18 protein-coding genes are annotated in these 16326 nt (G+C 39.9%); 5 read left to right on the top strand and 13 right to left on the bottom strand.

From position 1 onward, the window contains the following. Positions 1-57: 57 nt before the first annotated feature. The 6 genes from ACOQO1_RS10640 to ACOQO1_RS10615 are packed head-to-tail and all read right to left on the bottom strand — an operon-like array spanning position 58 to position 5448. Complete coding sequence (locus ACOQO1_RS10640) at positions 58-690, bottom strand: response regulator (RefSeq protein WP_420602856.1); 633 nt, start codon at positions 688-690, stop codon at positions 58-60. Then, positions 687-2618 carry a tetratricopeptide repeat-containing sensor histidine kinase gene (locus tag ACOQO1_RS10635; protein ID WP_420602855.1) on the bottom strand — a complete coding sequence of 644 codons (1932 nt, stop codon included), beginning with the start codon at positions 2616-2618 and terminating at the stop codon, positions 687-689. The genes ACOQO1_RS10640 and ACOQO1_RS10635 overlap by 4 nt, the downstream gene beginning before the upstream one ends. Positions 2619-2631: 13 nt before the next feature. Further along, complete coding sequence (locus tag ACOQO1_RS10630; RefSeq protein WP_420602854.1) at positions 2632-3270, bottom strand: hypothetical protein; 639 nt, start codon at positions 3268-3270, stop codon at positions 2632-2634. 11 nt (positions 3271-3281) lie between these two features. Continuing rightward, positions 3282-4085, bottom strand: a complete 804-nt coding sequence (locus tag ACOQO1_RS10625; protein ID WP_420602853.1) for a hypothetical protein — start codon at positions 4083-4085, stop codon at positions 3282-3284. Further along, positions 4075-4518 carry a hypothetical protein gene (locus ACOQO1_RS10620; protein WP_420602852.1) on the bottom strand — a complete coding sequence of 148 codons (444 nt, stop codon included), beginning with the start codon at positions 4516-4518 and terminating at the stop codon, positions 4075-4077. The genes ACOQO1_RS10625 and ACOQO1_RS10620 overlap by 11 nt, the downstream gene beginning before the upstream one ends. A 9-nt stretch (positions 4519-4527) precedes the next feature. Further along, complete coding sequence (locus tag ACOQO1_RS10615) at positions 4528-5448, bottom strand: CFI-box-CTERM domain-containing protein (protein WP_420602851.1); 921 nt, start codon at positions 5446-5448, stop codon at positions 4528-4530. A 107-nt stretch (positions 5449-5555) separates the two neighbouring features. Between ACOQO1_RS10615 and ACOQO1_RS10610 the strand changes: the two genes are divergently transcribed. The 4 genes from ACOQO1_RS10610 to ACOQO1_RS10595 are packed head-to-tail and all read left to right on the top strand — an operon-like array spanning position 5556 to position 7807. Then, positions 5556-6122: a hypothetical protein gene (locus ACOQO1_RS10610; protein WP_420602850.1), complete on the top strand. Its 567-nt coding sequence runs from the start codon at positions 5556-5558 to the stop codon at positions 6120-6122. Between the two features lie 24 nt (positions 6123-6146). Continuing rightward, positions 6147-6563 carry a hypothetical protein gene (locus ACOQO1_RS10605; protein ID WP_420602849.1) on the top strand — a complete coding sequence of 139 codons (417 nt, stop codon included), beginning with the start codon at positions 6147-6149 and terminating at the stop codon, positions 6561-6563. A 23-nt stretch (positions 6564-6586) separates the two neighbouring features. Beyond that, positions 6587-7177 (top strand): hypothetical protein, encoded by a 591-nt coding sequence (locus ACOQO1_RS10600; protein WP_420602848.1) that lies wholly within the window; start codon positions 6587-6589, stop codon positions 7175-7177. A 24-nt stretch (positions 7178-7201) separates the two neighbouring features. Then, entirely contained in the window at positions 7202-7807 is a 606-nt protein-coding gene (locus ACOQO1_RS10595; protein WP_420602847.1) for a hypothetical protein, read from the top strand. On the opposite strand, the gene hisC is transcribed toward ACOQO1_RS10595, so the two are convergent. From hisC to hppD, 5 genes are all read right to left on the bottom strand, one after another. Further along, positions 7804-8910 carry a histidinol-phosphate transaminase gene (hisC, locus tag ACOQO1_RS10590; RefSeq protein ID WP_420602846.1) on the bottom strand — a complete coding sequence of 369 codons (1107 nt, stop codon included), beginning with the start codon at positions 8908-8910 and terminating at the stop codon, positions 7804-7806. The two genes, ACOQO1_RS10595 and hisC, sit on opposite strands and share 4 nt — an antisense overlap. Next, entirely contained in the window at positions 8910-9821 is a 912-nt protein-coding gene (locus tag ACOQO1_RS10585) for a flavin reductase family protein (protein WP_420602845.1), read from the bottom strand. Before ACOQO1_RS10585 ends, hisC begins: the two co-directional genes overlap by 1 nt. A gap of 30 nt (positions 9822-9851) precedes the next feature. Next, entirely contained in the window at positions 9852-11072 is a 1221-nt protein-coding gene (fahA, locus tag ACOQO1_RS10580; RefSeq protein WP_420602844.1) for a fumarylacetoacetase, read from the bottom strand. 115 nt (positions 11073-11187) lie between these two features. Then, on the bottom strand, positions 11188-12345 hold the full coding sequence (locus ACOQO1_RS10575) for a homogentisate 1,2-dioxygenase (protein ID WP_420602843.1): 1158 nt from the start codon (positions 12343-12345) through the stop codon (positions 11188-11190). 71 nt (positions 12346-12416) lie between these two features. Next, a complete protein-coding gene (hppD, locus tag ACOQO1_RS10570; protein ID WP_420602842.1) occupies positions 12417-13550 on the bottom strand; it encodes a 4-hydroxyphenylpyruvate dioxygenase in 1134 nt (377 codons plus the stop codon). Between the two features lie 190 nt (positions 13551-13740). Here hppD and ACOQO1_RS10565 point away from each other — a divergent pair, with 190 nt between their 5' ends. Continuing rightward, complete coding sequence (locus tag ACOQO1_RS10565) at positions 13741-14178, top strand: MarR family winged helix-turn-helix transcriptional regulator (protein WP_420602841.1); 438 nt, start codon at positions 13741-13743, stop codon at positions 14176-14178. A 43-nt stretch (positions 14179-14221) separates the two neighbouring features. Here ACOQO1_RS10565 and ACOQO1_RS10560 read toward each other — a convergent pair whose 3' ends face one another. Together ACOQO1_RS10560 and ACOQO1_RS10555 are read right to left on the bottom strand one after the other, a co-directional pair. Beyond that, entirely contained in the window at positions 14222-15340 is a 1119-nt protein-coding gene (locus ACOQO1_RS10560) for an NAD-dependent epimerase/dehydratase family protein (protein WP_420602840.1), read from the bottom strand. A 117-nt stretch (positions 15341-15457) separates the two neighbouring features. Then, complete coding sequence (locus tag ACOQO1_RS10555; protein ID WP_420602839.1) at positions 15458-16318, bottom strand: YihY/virulence factor BrkB family protein; 861 nt, start codon at positions 16316-16318, stop codon at positions 15458-15460. Between the last annotated feature and the right edge of the window lie 8 nt (positions 16319-16326).

Here is a 16326-nt window from a genome sequence, read left to right as displayed (position 1 = left end):
GTGCATCTGTTATAAAAAACAACTCCAAGGCTTTGATTTATTTATTTGCTCGGTCGTCTATTCGATATCTGTGTATTTCACCGCTTCCCGTGCCAAGGCTAAATTACTTTTGATGCCTAATTTTTTATGTATATTTTTTCTGTGAGTATCTATGGTAAAACGACTTAGGTTTAGTTGTTCAGCCATTTGTTGACTCGTTTTTCCACGGGCCAATAAGCCTAAAATTTGACGTTCCCTTCGGGTTAGCTTTATAGTGTTGTCCGAGGTTTCTCTAGCAGTCCATTTTTCATAGATGCCTTCAAACTTTGGGCTAAAATAAAAGCCACCTTTCGCCACCTGATGGATTGCTGCTACCAATTCTTCTTTTTCCGCATTTTTTATAACATAACCCCTTGCGCCAGCATCCAACATTTCAATGACATCATCTTCTTGATCAAACATGCTCAGGGCTATTATTGCCGTGGTAGGATATTTCTTTTTAAACAGTTTGGTAATGGCAACACCATCCATAATGGGCATTCGTATATCGCTCAAAACTATTTTTGGCGAATGTTTTTCCATCATATCAAGCAATTCCAGTCCATTGGTGGCGGTACCCACAACATGAATGCCCATCTCATCCTTTAAAATGGAATCCAGCCCGTTCAAGAATAGTTTATGGTCATCCACTAAGATTAGGTCTATACTCATATGGGAACATTTAAAATTACCGTTGTACCATTTCCAGGATTTGAATCCACGGTTAAAGAGCCTGCTATTTTTTGTATTCTACTGTTAATGTTTTTAAGGCCGACCCCTTCCTTTGTAGCCATTGTATCATATCCGATGCCGTCATCTTCATAAACAACATTTAAGGTATCATTTTCTTCCGAGAATTGTATATTCACATTGCTGGCCTTTGCATGTTTAAGAGTGTTGGTGAGCAATTCTTGTATTATTCTAAAGAGTTGTAGTTCAATAAAGTTTTTGATTTTTTGCTTGAGGTCGATATTGGTTACTTCCACATTCAGTTTTTCTGAGGATTTCAAACGATTTGCAATAATGTTTACAGCGGGTATCAGACCTTTGTCTATCATTGCGGTTGCGTTTTTCTGATGCGAAATATTGCGCACATCATCATACGACTCATCCAAGACCGTTTTGATTTTTCCGTAAAGGGACTTGTCTGCTTTTTTGACATCTTCAACAAGAAGTTTTAGTGCCGATAATTTACCGCCCAAACTGTCATGCAGGTCCTCTGCGATACGTTGACGTTCTTTTTCTTGGCCTTCGATCATGGCATCTAACCCGATAAGCTCTTGTTCTTTCAACAATTTTTCAACCTTTTGGCTTTCCAGTTCCTGTTGCTGCTCTGCTATGATGCGTTTTCTCTTGGAGTTTTTTAGCCATAAATAAGCTAGAATAAGACCGATGAGTAAAAGACCAAGAGCAGCATAAAGCAGGTTTCTGTTCTGCTTTCTTTTGATGTCGGTTTCAAGGTTTACGTTCTTAAGGTTCAATATTTCCTTTTCCTTTTTTTCCGTTTCATATTTGGTTGTGATTTCCGCTATCGCCTTTTGGTTTTCGATTTTTAGGATACTATCGTTCAAAAAAGTTTTCTTGTTTGCATATTCCAATGCCGATTTATAATCGCCCAGTGCTTTATGTGCATTCGATAAATTGTTGAAGGTGATACTCTCATTGGTGCCCTGACCAAACGTAAGGGCATTATTTAAATACGGAATTGCTTTTTTTGGGCTGCCTTGTTGGAGATACAAATACCCCAAATTATTGTAAAGGGTGCCTATGCCATCATTGTTTTTGGTTTTTTTTCTGATGGAAAGTGCCTGGGAGAGATATTTTTCCGATTGTTCGTGATCAGTTTCCAAATACATATTGCCCAAGTTGTTATAGATTCTGGCCAATGAGAATTGGTCATTTCTTTTTTTAGCCAAATTTTCTGCTTCCAAAAAGTAGGTCTTGGCCTTTAAAGTATCTCCAAGTTTTAAAAATTCTCCAGCTAGATTGGGCAATGTGACGGCTTGATATGGAACCATGTTTTTGACATTGAAAATGTGCAATGCCTTTTCGCCATATTCAATGGCTTTTTTAGAGTCATTCAATTCGCCAAAAGCAGAGGAAACATTGCTGTAGCATTTTGCCATGTTAATGCTATCATTGATACCTTCAAAAAAAGCGGCTCCTTCGATCAGTGTATTGACCGCCGCCTTATAATCTCCATTGCGTAATTGCACAGCACCCAGGCTTATGCCAACAGCCGCTGCTTTATCAGGCAAATCCATGGATTTTAAAAAGTCGATGGATTTTTGAAAGTAATGGGCCGCGGAATCCAATTGATTGGAATAGAAATAAGCCCTGCCCAATTGGTTGGTAGCCTCACTTTTTATGGAGTCGTTGTTATACGCGAGGGCGTGTTTTGCGAATTGTTTACTTTTTGAAATATCTATTCGTTCATAAATTTTGGAAAGTTGCACATTGAGTTTGGCCTTTTCAACTGTTTCCTTGGTGTTTTCTAGGAGAACCAAAAGACTGTCCGCTTGCTGGATTTGGCCAAAAGTAACCTGGGTGCCCAAGAGACCTGTTAAGCAAAAAAAGATGTACAACTTATTGTGTGCCATAGTATTAAATATATCACATTTTTGGCGGGTACAGTGCTTTTAGGTTTTTTAGGGTTTCAAACGGAATTTTGGTGGTGTAGGATTTCAACATAAAATTTCCCATTGAAAGTTTGGGGTCAAAACTGGCATAAACCGTCACCATTACCTTATCCTTCAATTGTTGCACCAACCAGCTTGAGTAAAAATCTTCGATTCTTACATTCCCTGTATTCTTTTCAAGTGCATTGGGTCGTGAAACAAAATTGACCGTTACCGTACTATTATCGATTTTTTGGGTTTCCACCGCTACGCTCAGATCTCGGTTTTTTAATGGCCAGGGGGATTTACAGATTTGATATAGATAGGTCTTGCCATTATGTTTTTCAATATTGGACTCAATACAGTTGTAAACCCAAAGGGGGTGACTTTGGTAATCCACAAAGAAATTGAGTACCCTTTCCATATCGGATTCGTCTAAAATAGTGGTGGCCTTGTACTCAATGTATCCTTTTTTACGGTTGACTTTGTGATATATCTTAATGTTGTGAACATCTTTGACCAATTCAAAATCTTCATTTTGTAGATGATTTGTATCCGAACCATCCGTTTGAAAACCAAAATTGGATACTGACCAATGGAAAAAACAAAATAAAAGGACTGATCGCAGAGTCATTTTAATAGGTTTTAGCAACAGTGCATTGCATTATTGGCATGCAGTAGCTGTATTTTTGAAGGATATGAAAAATGTTCTTTTTTTCGACAACCATTGAATACATATTCACAAAGAGTTCTCACAATATCCTGCCGTTCAGGGATCAAGTAATTTCTGATGTATCGACTAAAAAACCCTTCTGGTAGCAACTTACAATGTGTTGCAGTTGCAAATTTTGGGATGATATGATCAAGATATTTGAGAGACGCATGAACATTCAGTCCGGCATGCATTAAATACTCATTGGAGTGTTCGGAAGGGCAAAGTGTCAATGCGCTGGCATAGCTGTCGATACCCCTTAGCCCTATAGCCAATGATTCATAATAAGTTTCGGTTTTTCGAGAAGCTACTGCCAGTACAATTGGAACTTCAATTTGGGTTCCCATCCATGTCACTAGATCTGATATTGACCTGCCATGAGTTTTATATCTGTTGATTTCTTGCTTGAGCAAATGAGGCATAAGTTTAACCGATAGATACAATAACCCAAAATTTTTGATGCCCTCTTCCCGTTGAATATATTTTAAAAGGATGTCTAAACAATCACTCAAGTGGGGAGAGGCCATTTTATATATGAATTCAGGAAGTGCTAATTTGTTCCCTTCACTCGCTATGATTTTATGATATCGCCTCACTTTTAGATGGACACTTTTATGAAAAAGGGGAAGTCCTGTAAAACGATTGTCCATCCATTCGGTGATGGTATCGAAATTTTCTGGCGATGAAATGGCAAAAGCAAAGTCACTAAGGGTAGAAAAATCGATTTTATAGGCCATCTTTTTGTAATTTTTTGGGATTCGATTTTCGAATGTGATTTCCGAATAGCGTATAAATGATAAAAGGAATTATAAGGAGTGCGATTACAAAAATGTGACGTCCCCAATCTATACTCCATAGGTAAAGCGCCAGTGCCAAAAAACTGCTCAGAACAATCCCTAGAATACCTGGAAGTTTGAACAACCAGAATGCCGCAATTCTCTTGGTGTTGCCAAACAGCCAACCCATGAGTGCCAGAAAACTGGTAAAACCCAGAAACCCAAACCCCAAAATGATTATGGCAAACCAAACCATAGTGGTTTCTGCACTTACACCCCCCATCCACCCTTCGGGGTCTGTGGTTATAGATTTGAAGGCGGCAAATGCGGGAACAAGCAGGTAAAAACTTGCTAGTATGGTCAAAAGTGTCAATATCTTTAGAAATATTCTCATTCTTAAGGTTTATTGGTGTTCGGATGCGATACGAACCGCATATTCAATGATGTTTTTCTGCACCCACTTTTTTCTTTCCTCATCGTTGCGAATAAAAAAGGCGAAAACCGGCCCAACCGTTTCATAGGTGTTCACAAAAGCGATTCCCAATGGGTTTCTTTTTAAAACCGTATCGCGGTATACCCTTAATTTTTGGATGTTGGGCGCATTGGGATCTCCATACACCGCCGTGGCTATAAAACAATCCTCGTCATGATTGTTATGCCTTTCTAGATCAGGTTTGATATTGTTTTCCCTATTATAGAGCGCATTGATTCTGTTCCAAGAGTCTGCTTCTGGATCCGAAAAAGTAGTATGGTCTACAACTTCTGCGTTAGGGTCGTTATTCATAAACCATCTATTGGTCTCTACTTCTTCCCTGGTAATGTTTCTGCCTAACCATGGGTCGACCACCAAGGCATTGTCTCCCCAAGTATTTGGTTTATCAATTCGTGCTGAGGGATGAATATCCCAAACCGTGAAACTATGTCTTTCGGTACGTACAATGCGAACGTGTTCTTTCACGCCAGCTTTTTGTAGGATGTAGTAGACAATAGCTGAATTTTCCTCACAGTTACCCAGACCAGTTGTCCAAGCCACGTTGGCGATATCGTTATATGCTTCACTTTTAAGATCTGTGTTCAAGTTGCGTTCACCCAGTAACCTAAACCAATTCAATGGGTCTTCAAATAGTTCTTCATTGTTGGTGCTTTTAATATTGTCATCAACAGTCTCGGTAATGTAATTTGCTATGGTTGTTCTTTCGATTCCTCTATTGTACATATCACGTACCTTCTTTATAATGTCTCCCAAGGATTCTTTAGGAGGTTCGGTGGCCAATACTGGATGAATGCCAAATACCAAAAGAAAAAGCAATAATTGTGGTTTCATACCGCAATGTATTTGGTATACAGTAGAAGACAAATACCTAACATTAGGTATTTTTTTTTGCTACAGATGCTTTTAGCTTGCGATTAGAACTTATATATCAGTCAGTTATGAAGAAGCTAAAACCATTTTTATTCCTACTGCTTTTATTGCCTCTAATGGGTTGTGAAGAATTGGAAGAATTGATTGAAGAAGAGTTTGATGTAAATGTTTCATTCACCCGTTTTATTACGGTTGATGTGCAACCGGCCGCGAGCCCTGAAGAGGCTGTAAATTTTGCGGAAGGTGTGACTATTGATTTAAGGACAGCACCTGAAATTGATGATGTTACGGATGACCGTACCCAGCTGAAATCAATTAAAATAAATAGAATAAGATATTTCTATAAAGATGTGGAAGGCAATGAAAATGCCGTGGTAGCAGCAGAATTTCTGATTCCGGTGTTTGTCGGGCCGCCAAGTAGTTTTGATACTCCCCAAGTGAATCTTGCAGTAGCGGATGCCAATAATACACTCTATTTGATCGAGGGTGATTTTACCAATATCAATTCAGCCTTGAACGACCTTCTTATCGGTAGAATTGAATTGCAATATGAGGGCAGTGTCTCTGACAACCCCGTAGAATTTACAGTTGATGTGACCATTGATGCTACGCTAACGGCACAAGTTGATATCTGATTTATTAATAGAAATTTGAAAGCTTTGAAACAAATTCCACTACTTTTTTTACTGATGTTGCTGTTCTCTTGTGAAGAAGATGAAATTGATGATTTCAGGGAAGCCCAATTTTCTGCTGTTTTTTTGAATTCGGGAACGAATGTCTGCAACGGAGCTGGGCTTACCTTCAACTTTGTAATCACATATCCTGACGAAAGGCAAGAATCGTTTGACTTGGCCCCAACTATGGAAAGTAGAAAGTCACTGGGCTTGGTAAGGGACAACGAATCTATCAATGTGAAAGTGTTTTTCCCTTCTTCGGAGGATCCAATTGCCGAGGCGAACATTCCATTTATTTTCAATGGTATCTCTGATGAGCAGCTTGAACCTCCTGGAAACGAACTCATGATTGTATACTGTCATAGTGAGACCAATGGGATTCAGTGGGATACATTTTATTGATTTTTCAAATAAAGATTTTAATTATGAAGAAGCTAAAACCATTTTTATTTCTACTTTTTGTACTGCCACTTATGGGCTGCGAAGAATTGGAAGAATTGATTGAAGAAGAATTTGATGTCACCATTTCATTTGCAGGTGATTTGGAAATTATAAGCGAGACAGCGGTAAGCGAACCTACTGACCCGATTACTGTTGTCACCGAAATAGCAACCTATAACATTCATTCCGATCCTGATATAGCAGAGGTTATCAACAGTAGGGACGAAATTACAAAGGTGAAAATAGATAGAATCCGATATTCTTATCAAGATTTTCAGGGAAATGAACAGGCATTTGTGATAGAGGCAGGGTTTTCTTTTACTGATGTCAATACAATGTCTACCCGTTCATATGAAATTTTGGATACCAATGTCAATATTGCCGATGCCGACTTTAGAAATGACGGATTCGTCCTTGAAGATGATTTTAGCGAGTTGGAAGAAGGTTTGTCCAAAGGAATTCCGAGTATTGCGATTCGCTATTTTGGTACCATTTCACATAATCCTGTGGATTTCAAAGTAGGTATAACCGTTGATGTTACGGTAACCGTTAAACCTGACCTTGACAATTTTTAAAAATATGTTTCAAAAATCCATCAAATGAAAACGAATATTAAATCACTAATTATAGTCAGCGTGGCACTTTTCTATGGAACCACTTTTGCCCAAGATCCCAATGCTCCAATTTGGGGGGTATACGCCTCCGGAATAGGCGAAAAACTAGCTCCTGGTATGGACCCTTGTCAAGTGACTTATACAGTGGCCTTGATGAGTGACCTGAATATTGTTGCGAATTTATCATACGGAACCATGGGAGCCGTGGGCACAAGTCTAACCTGGAATGAAGCTTCCGCTTTAAGAAGAACCTATGGTCGATATTTTGGCGATGAACCTGATGGCACCTATAAATTATCGCCCTGTGAGGTGCCTCCTTTTTCGGTAAGTGGAACATTCAATACTGGATGGGGTCCAATTATACTTCGACATTCAGGAGGTTCGGTTACAGGGACTTACTATGAGGGAAAGGCAAAGGTCACAGGCTCATTGAAAGGTTTGGTATTGACGGGCAAATGGACGCAAACCAGTGGTTCTGGTGATTTCGTTTTCACCTTTTCTGCTGATGGCTCCTCATTTAAAGGCAAATGGAGGAGTAAGGGTAATACTTCTTGGTATGAAAACTGGAATGGTACTAGGGTTTCAAATTAGCCATTCCCTTTAAGTTTTGTCAATGCCTTGATCAAAAACTCATTTGCTTCCTGTGTCCCAATTGTTATTCGAACTTTTCCTGGTGCTCCAAATTGAGAGACCGGCCTAACCATAATGCCCTGCTGCATTAAGAAATCGGTAAACTCAAATTCTGGTAACGGAGGATTCACCAAAAAGAAGTTGGCTTGAGAAGGCCAATACTTAATACCGAGCTTATCAAAAGCCTTGGCAAGAAATTTACGACCTTCTAATACTGTTTTGACTGTTTGTTCAATAAATTCTTTATCCCGTAATGCCGCTATCGCTGCTTCTGTTGAGGTGTGTGGTAATAGAAAAGGTTTGTGAATTTGCCTAATGTACTGCGCTATTTTGTGGGTGGTGTAGCAGTACCCGATTCGCTGTCCAGCCAAACCGTACGTTTTGGAAAAACTATTAATCGCAATTAGGTTGTGACCCTCTTTTACGTATGCTAAGCCCGAAACATAATCTTCTGCATCTGCAAAGTGACGGTAAACCTCATCAAGCACCACCACAATATTTTTTGGGATTCGAGATAAGAAGTCATCCAAAACAACTTTTGGAATATAGGTGCCTGTTGGGTTGTTCGGACTAGTGAGAAAAATGATTTTTGTTCTATCCGTTATGGCATTCAATATTCCTTCCACATCCAACGCATAGTCAGGTTCCCTTAAGGGAACGTCTACCTGTTTGGAGCCATACCATCTTGAGAAAACGGAATAGGGTAAAAAACAGGGATTGGAAAAAATGACCTCATCGCTTTCGTTGATAAAGGCTCTCAAAATCATATCAATAATTTCAGAGCCACTGTTTCCGCAAATAAACTGATCTTTATCAAGTTCGCCAGTAAAGTCCTCCACAAGGGCTTCACGTAAACGTATATCGGTTTGATCAGGGTAAATATGCACGTTTTTGGCAGCAGCAATCAAAGCTTCTGTTGCTTTGGGAGATTGCCCCAAAGGATTCTCGTTTGAAGAAAGCTTGTAGATTTTTTGTCCGCCATTGGGTGGAATGCCTTTGCCTCCCTCGTAGGCTTTTTTAGGCTGTAGATAAGGTTTGAAAATAGATTCTATTCCGTTGCTCATTAAGCTATTTTTTCGGCATATAGTAATATGGCCAATGCTTTTTTAGTGTTGTTTTCGTTTAAGACTTGTTGTGCTACCCAATGCAGTTCCTTTTTCAATTTATTTGGATTGCCTTTCAGTTTTTTGGATAGCATTTGGATTTCATCATCCTTACCAATTTCTTCAACATCTCCATTGGTTGGAAGCTGTTCCATATTTCCCAATCGCCCAAGATTGTTTCCGGTAAGCACATCGCTATTTCGGATACCTTCTGGCAATTGATCTACGCCAATACCTTTTGTTCGGATGGGTTTTGGTATTTCAAACAGCGAATCTCCACTTGCTCGGGTATACCAGCTGCCACCCATTCTGCCCACCAAATCTAATTTTAGCGGGTCCAATTTTCCGCTGTCATCCAAAAATTCAGAATTAATATGAATGAGTTCTACTTTGGCAAAAATCAGATTTCCCGCTCCTGGTGTGTCTGCAAGTTCAATAATTTCGGTCACGGTGCATTCAAAGGAAACTGGGGCTTCGGCAACACGGGGAGGTCGAACCTTCTCGCTGGGAACTTCTGTCAATCCAGATTTTACAAATTCGTTTACTCCTTTTTCATAGGCAGTGCTGGAAAGTGACATTTGTTCCACCAAAGGGAAGTCTACAATATTGATGACCACTTCAGGTATTTCCTTTACATTTTGATGTGAATGTTTCAACGAATTATCCCTTCCACTTCGTGCAGGAGAAAAAATCATCACAGGTGGATTTGAACTGAACACATTAAAAAAACTGAAGGGACTCAAATTCACATTACCTTCCAAATCAATGGTACTTGCAAAGCAAATAGGCCTTGGTGCTACCGCATTGAGCAAATATGCATGCAATTCGGGTTGTGGAATAGCTTTTGGATCTATGGTTTTTATTGCAGACATTATGTTCTTTAGTTTGCGTAAAGATAAAACCTATTTCGCTGGAAGCACCTTTGCTGAAACTTCACCGAAACCTACACGTTTACCATCTTTTTCTGCATAACCTCTCATGATCACCGTATCTCCATCTTGAATGAATTTACGTTCACTACCATCTTTCATTTTAAGGGGCTTTGTACCCATCCATGCCAATTCCAACATAGAGCCATACGAGTTTTCTTCCTTCCCAGAAATGGTGCCGGAGCCATAAAGGTCACCAATATTAATGTTGCATCCGTTCACTGTATGGTGTGCCAATTGTTGGGCCATGTTCCAGTACATATATTTAAAGTTGGAATGACAAACTACCTGTTCTTCACTTCCTTCAGGGGATATCCCAACTTCAAGTTTGATGTCGTAATTTTTTTCTCCCGAAAATTCCAAATAGGGGAGCACTTTAGGATTTTGTTCCGGCCCAGAAACGCGGAAGGGATCCAAAGCTTCCAAAGTCACAATCCAAGGGGAAATATGGGATGCAAAATTTTTGGCCAAAAATGGACCAAGGGGAACGTACTCCCATTTTTGAATATCACGGGCCGACCAATCGTTGAGCAATACCATTCCAAAAATATAGTCTTCAGCATCGCCTGTGGAAATGGATTCGCCAAGGGCAGTATTTTTTCCAGTGATAAAGCCCATTTCAAGCTCAAAATCCAATCGTTGCGAAGGTCCAAAAATTGGGGTGTCCGAATCTTTGGGAAGCGTTTGGCCTTTTGGTCTATGAATGTCTTCCCCGCTAGCTACGATGGAGCTGGCCCTACCATGATATCCCACGGGAATGTGTTTCCAGTTGGGCATTAATGCCTTGGCCGGATCACGAAACATTGTGCCCACATTGGTGGCATGTTCTATACTGGAATAGAAATCGGTATAATCACCAATATAAACCGGCATATGCATCTGTGCTTCGGATTGAAGGACAAAAAGCTCTGGCTTACCGGCCAAAACCGATTCATCATCTTGTAACCAATGTTGAATGTCCTTTCTAACCCTATTTGTAATGGATTTTCCAAGGGAAATGAAATCGTTGAGCACTTCTTTTTCAAGTACGGCAGTATTGAAATCGAATACATCAAGTTCGGCCACAGCGACCAAATCCAGAATGTGTTCACCAACGGCTACTCCGGCCCTTGGGCTTCGGTCTGCGGTTGAAAAAATCCCGAAGGGAATATTGTGAATTGAAAAATCTGAGTTTTCAGGTATGTTTATGATCATATTATATGTTATGTCATTCCTGTACTTCGTCTAGCTCAGCATAAACTTTGGCAGGAATCTGTTTTTATTTAGTTGGATTCCCATTTTCACGGGAATGACATTTTGTGTTTATGGATTATTCTACCCAAGATTTATAATAACTGCCGTCATCAATCTTAAGCGCATTTTCGGTTACCTGTAATGGTTTGAAGGTGTCTATCATCACGGCCAGTTCCAACGTTTCCTTTTTGCCAATGCTTGCCTCATAAGTCCCAGGGTGGGGGCCATGAGGAATTCCAGCCGGATGCAACGAAATGTGGCCTTGTGCAATATTAGTCCTACTCATAAAATCTCCATCCACATAATAGAGTACCTCATCAGAATCTATGTTGGAGTGATTGTAGGGCGCAGGAATAGCCTTTGGGTGATAATCGTACAACCTTGGACAGAACGAGCAGATAACAAAAGCATCCGTCTCAAAAGTCTGGTGCACTGGAGGTGGTTGGTGAACACGGCCGGTAATTGGTTCAAAATTATGGATGGAAAATCCATAGGGATAATTGTATCCATCCCAGCCCACAACATCAAAAGGATGGGTAGCATAAACAAGACTGTGCAACATACCCTGCTTTTTCACCTTAATCAAGAAATCCCCTTTTTCATCGTGTGTTTCCAAATCCTGCGGCAATTTATAGTCTCGCTCGCAAAATGGGGAGTGTTCCAACAATTGTCCAAACCAATTTCTGTATCGTTTTGGAGTGTAAATTGGACGAAAAGATTCAGAATACAGGATTCGATTGTCCTCGGTATCAAATTCAATTTGATAGATCATCCCACGTGGAATAATCAAGTAATCCCCATACTCAAAAGGAATATTCCCTACAAAGGTTCTTAACGTTCCCGATCCTTTATGAATGAACAGCATTTCATCGGCGTCCGCATTTTTGTAAAAGTAGGATGTCAATGATTTTTTGGGAGCGGCCAATCCAATATGGACATCACTATTCACCAAAAGAGGTTCTCTGGCTTCCAGGAAATCGTCTTTTGGTGCCACATCAAACCCGATCAGTTTTCTTGAGGTGATGTTTTTCTCCACCGCAATTTTTGGGTTCATATCAACTGCTTCACCAATCTCCTTGACCTGTGTAGGCCTGTGGTGCTGATAGAGCAATGAAGACATCCCATCAAAACCTATGGTGCCAAACAATTGCTCATAGTAGAGACTTCCATCGGGTTTGGTGAACTGGACATGTCTTTTCTGCGGAATTTTTCCGAGTTTATGATAGATAGGCATGAATCAATATTTTAGGTTCAAACTCAAGCTTGAAAAATAAGTTCAATAAATATTGAACGATAAAGTATTCTCTAATGAAGCGTACCTCTTATTTCTTGTTCGCGCTCAATGGCTTCGAACAGTGCCTTAAAGTTACCTTTTCCAAAGGATTTTGCACCTTTTCTTTGGATAATTTCAAAGAACATGGTGGGTCTTGGTTCTACAGGTCGAGTGAAAATTTGAAGTAAATACCCTTCATCATCACGGTCAACCAAAATACCCAACTCCTTCAAAGGAGCAATGTCCTCATCAATTTTGCCCACACGGTCCAATACAGAGTCATAGTAAACATCAGGTACGGTCAAAAACTCAATACCTCTGCTTCGTAACTCTTTAACAGTGGTGATGATATCGTCTGTTGCCACCGCAATGTGCTGTACACCTTCACCCTCATAAAAATCGAGATACTCTTCAACTTGCGATTTTTTCTTTCCTTCAGCGGGTTCATTGATGGGGAATTTGATTCTTCCATTTCCATTGCTCATTACCTTGCTCATCAAAGCAGTGTATTCCGTTGAAATGTCCTTATCATCAAAAGAAAGAATTTGTTTAAATCCTAGTACATTTTCATAGAAATCCACCCAATGGTTCATTTTGTTCCAACCTACATTGCCCACCATATGATCTACAAACTTTAAACCGATGGGTGAAGGATTGTATTCTGGTGTCTCCCATTTTTTGTAACCGGGCATAAAGATGCCATGGTAGTCTTTTCGCTCCACAAAAATGTGCACAGTCTCTCCGTACGTGTATATCCCCGAGCGAACAATTTTTCCAGTTTCATCTTCCTCGGTTTGTGGCTCCATATAGGATTTAGCCCCTCTTTCAATGGCAGTATTGTACGCATAAGTGGCATCGTCCACCCATAGAGCTACTACTTTAACGCCATCTCCATGTTGATCTATATGACGACCTATGTCGGTTCCACTTTTTAAAGGAGAGGTCAATACCAAACGAATCTTGTCCTGGACCACCACATAACTTTCACGGTCTTTTAAACCCGTTTCCAAACCTGCGTAGGCCAAAGATTGAAATCCGAAAGCGGTCTTGTAAAAGTGAGCGGCCTGTTTGGAATTGCCTACATAGAGCTCCAAATAGTCGGTGCCGTTGATGGGCATAAAGTCTTTGACCTCATCTTGTGCTTGGGTCAATGTTGATGTTTCCATAGGGATTATATTTTTTAGTTATCGAAATAATTGTTGTTGATGCAACAAAAATAGTAATTTTGAAATGATTTTTGACAGGGGACGAACAAATTATTGTTAAAATTGTGTGTCATTTCGAGCGCAGTCAAGAAATGACGGGATAATTACTGGATCACATCTCGACTGCGCTCGATGTGACAAAAGAAAATTTATGCTCAATCGTATTGATGAAATATCCGGAATTGGACTGCACTTGGATTTAGTACTCCGCAAGGTGCAGGATGCCTACTTGAGAAAGTTCAAGGAGTTGGGGATTGATCTTACCATTGAGCAATGGGTAATTCTTTACCGTATATATCAATTGGGCGAGGATGTTTCACAATCGGATATTGTAAAATCCAATTTTAGGAACCGTGCCACAACTTCTCGCGTTATTGGTGGAATGGAAAAGAAAGGCTGGATTGCCAAAACCCGTTTCGATGGTGATCTAAAGCGTTTTAAACTGGAACTGACCTCTTTGGGAAAAGAAGTAATCGAAAAGATTGAACCCCATGCCCGAGTTTTGCGGAAACAGGCTATTAAAGGTTTGGATACGGAAGAGTTTGAAACCTTTTTAAGGGTGCTGAATCAGATAGGAAACAATTATTAAATTCGATTTAGCGGTTTTTTACATTTCACTATAATGAGAAGAATCAACTGGCTATTTTATCCTTCCAAATCTCCAAAAGTTCCAACTCTTTAGTTCGGGTAATACCGTTAAAGGGCCTACTTTTATCAATAGCGGGATCGGTGGAAGAAGATTTTACATAATCGTACCAATTAAGCGCACTATCAAAGGTTTGTTCCATGGGTGTGAATGACATTCCAGCTTGTATGGCCTTTTTCGCACTCATGGTATGCCTGCCCGCCCTTCCAGTTTTTGGTTCCCAAATGGGAATATCTACGATGGGTCTAAGGTTTTGTTCAGCCAAGAATTCATCATCTACCCAGATAAAATCTGCCCGATTGCCAAAGTGCGTATTGATGCGTTCTAGAAATTCCTTAAAAACCAAGGGTTCCTTCGTTGGCCCGATGGTGTTGTAGATTCCATTTAGGTTGGTTTCCATAGCATGCAGTAAAAAATGGGCCACATCCCTTACATCTATCCATTGCACAAAATCGGTTCCATCTCCCGGGGCAAGAACAGGGCCACCGGCTCTAACCCGCCATAACCAATAGACTAGGGACCAGCTTTCATCTCGTTTTCCAAATATTCCTGGCGGACGAACAATAACATGATTTTCAGGGAATGCGTTCTTGACAGCTGTTTCACAAAGCACCTTGGATTGATAATAAGACATTCCAGGTTTGAATTCGGTAACTTCATGTAGGGGTGATGTTTCTGTTATTCCAACCACGGTTTTGTCCTTGTAAACTGCAATTGATGAGACAAAAACATATTTTTTTACACGGTTCTTTAGTAGTTGGGTTGATTTATTGATCATTCTGGGGTCTGCCGTCCAGGTATCTATTACGATGTCCCATTTTCTATCCCCCTCAAGAGCGCTTAGATCTTCCTTTTCGATAGTTCTGTTGCCCTTTAGTTTTTCCAAGTTTGGATAAAGGTCAGGATTGGTAATTCCCCTGTTGAACAAAGTAATTTCATGTCCCATAGCAAGGGCCTGATTAACTATTGCCGGGCCTAGGTAGTTTGTACCTCCAAGAACTAGAATTTTTAATCCACTGTCAGAATTTAAACAGGCTGATAAGGGTGCCAGACCCAATGCCAAAGAAGCTAGGCCCGAAGTATGAATAAAGTCGCGTCTTTCCATTCCTTTTGGATTTTAATCAATTTAAAAATAATTACCTGATAGTCAGAATAGTGTATGTTAAATAAATCAAAAAAGAGAGGAGGTTATTGGTATAGGCATTTTGAATAAAATGTTAGATCAAACCTCTATATGTTCAATTCTAATCGCATTTTTATTGGGTAAGATCTGATAATTCATTTTATCACTCAAAATTTTCACAAAGGACGCTCCCAAAAATATAATCTGCGAGGTATAGTACACCCAAAGCATGATTAAGGCCAAAACACTGGCCGAACCAAAGGTTGTGGAGAGATGGGCCTTCCCCAAATACATTCCTATTCCAATTTTTCCGAGGACAAAGAGAAGTCCAGTAAACAAACCACTTAACAACGCAGGTTTCCAATGCACTTTGGTGTCACCCAAAAACCTGAACATGACGGCAAACATGAGGGAGACAATAACAAAGGAGGTGAGATGTTCGTAAAGCAACGAAAATTTATAATCAGGATGCAGGTTTGCATTGTGTTTGACGAGAAAGGAATTTGCTAGGGTGCTTGTCAATAAAATAAAAAATAGAGAAATAAGTACTGCGAACGAGGCCAAATGTTTGGTGAAATATCTGAGGATACTGCTTTTGGGTTTTGCCTTGATTCCCCAAATAGCATTAAAGGCATTGTGTATTTGGTTAAGCATACCTGAAGCGCTCAAAGCAAGTGTTACAAACCCAATAATGGTGGTCCAAACTGAGTTATGTTGGATATGCTGATTTTTTATCATATCCTGAATCTGCAAAGCGGCATCATTGCCCAAAACATCTTTTAATTGTCCAAAAATCTCACCGGCAACCGCTTGTTTTCCAAAGACCATTCCCAATACCGAAATTAAAACAATAATGATGGGAAAAATGGAAAACACCGCATAGTAGGCCAGAGCAGCTCCTTTTTGAAAGGTATTGCTATTAAAAAAATGAATAAAAACTTCCTTGAAAAATTTAAACATACTTGGCG

Origin of the sequence: Flagellimonas sp. (genome assembly GCF_965222555.1) — a bacterium.
In the GTDB taxonomy this organism is placed as follows: domain Bacteria; phylum Bacteroidota; class Bacteroidia; order Flavobacteriales; family Flavobacteriaceae; genus Flagellimonas.
This window is presented reverse-complemented; position numbering and strand designations above follow the sequence as displayed.

Coding starts and splice junctions, on each gene's coding strand:
- ACOQO1_RS10640 (WP_420602856.1), bottom strand. CDS start 690: ATGAGTATAGACCTAATCTTAGTGGATGACCATAAACTATTCTTGAAC.
- ACOQO1_RS10635 (WP_420602855.1), bottom strand. CDS start 2,618: ATGGCACACAATAAGTTGTACATCTTTTTTTGCTTAACAGGTCTCTTG.
- ACOQO1_RS10630 (WP_420602854.1), bottom strand. CDS start 3,270: ATGACTCTGCGATCAGTCCTTTTATTTTGTTTTTTCCATTGGTCAGTA.
- ACOQO1_RS10625 (WP_420602853.1), bottom strand. CDS start 4,085: ATGGCCTATAAAATCGATTTTTCTACCCTTAGTGACTTTGCTTTTGCC.
- ACOQO1_RS10620 (WP_420602852.1), bottom strand. CDS start 4,518: ATGAGAATATTTCTAAAGATATTGACACTTTTGACCATACTAGCAAGT.
- ACOQO1_RS10615 (WP_420602851.1), bottom strand. CDS start 5,448: ATGAAACCACAATTATTGCTTTTTCTTTTGGTATTTGGCATTCATCCA.
- ACOQO1_RS10610 (WP_420602850.1), top strand. CDS start 5,556: ATGAAGAAGCTAAAACCATTTTTATTCCTACTGCTTTTATTGCCTCTA.
- ACOQO1_RS10600 (WP_420602848.1), top strand. CDS start 6,587: ATGAAGAAGCTAAAACCATTTTTATTTCTACTTTTTGTACTGCCACTT.
- ACOQO1_RS10595 (WP_420602847.1), top strand. CDS start 7,202: ATGAAAACGAATATTAAATCACTAATTATAGTCAGCGTGGCACTTTTC.
- hisC (WP_420602846.1), bottom strand. CDS start 8,910: ATGAGCAACGGAATAGAATCTATTTTCAAACCTTATCTACAGCCTAAA.
- ACOQO1_RS10585 (WP_420602845.1), bottom strand. CDS start 9,821: ATGTCTGCAATAAAAACCATAGATCCAAAAGCTATTCCACAACCCGAA.
- fahA (WP_420602844.1), bottom strand. CDS start 11,072: ATGATCATAAACATACCTGAAAACTCAGATTTTTCAATTCACAATATT.
- ACOQO1_RS10575 (WP_420602843.1), bottom strand. CDS start 12,345: ATGCCTATCTATCATAAACTCGGAAAAATTCCGCAGAAAAGACATGTC.
- hppD (WP_420602842.1), bottom strand. CDS start 13,550: ATGGAAACATCAACATTGACCCAAGCACAAGATGAGGTCAAAGACTTT.
- ACOQO1_RS10565 (WP_420602841.1), top strand. CDS start 13,741: ATGCTCAATCGTATTGATGAAATATCCGGAATTGGACTGCACTTGGAT.
- ACOQO1_RS10560 (WP_420602840.1), bottom strand. CDS start 15,340: ATGGAAAGACGCGACTTTATTCATACTTCGGGCCTAGCTTCTTTGGCA.
- ACOQO1_RS10555 (WP_420602839.1), bottom strand. CDS start 16,318: ATGTTTAAATTTTTCAAGGAAGTTTTTATTCATTTTTTTAATAGCAAT.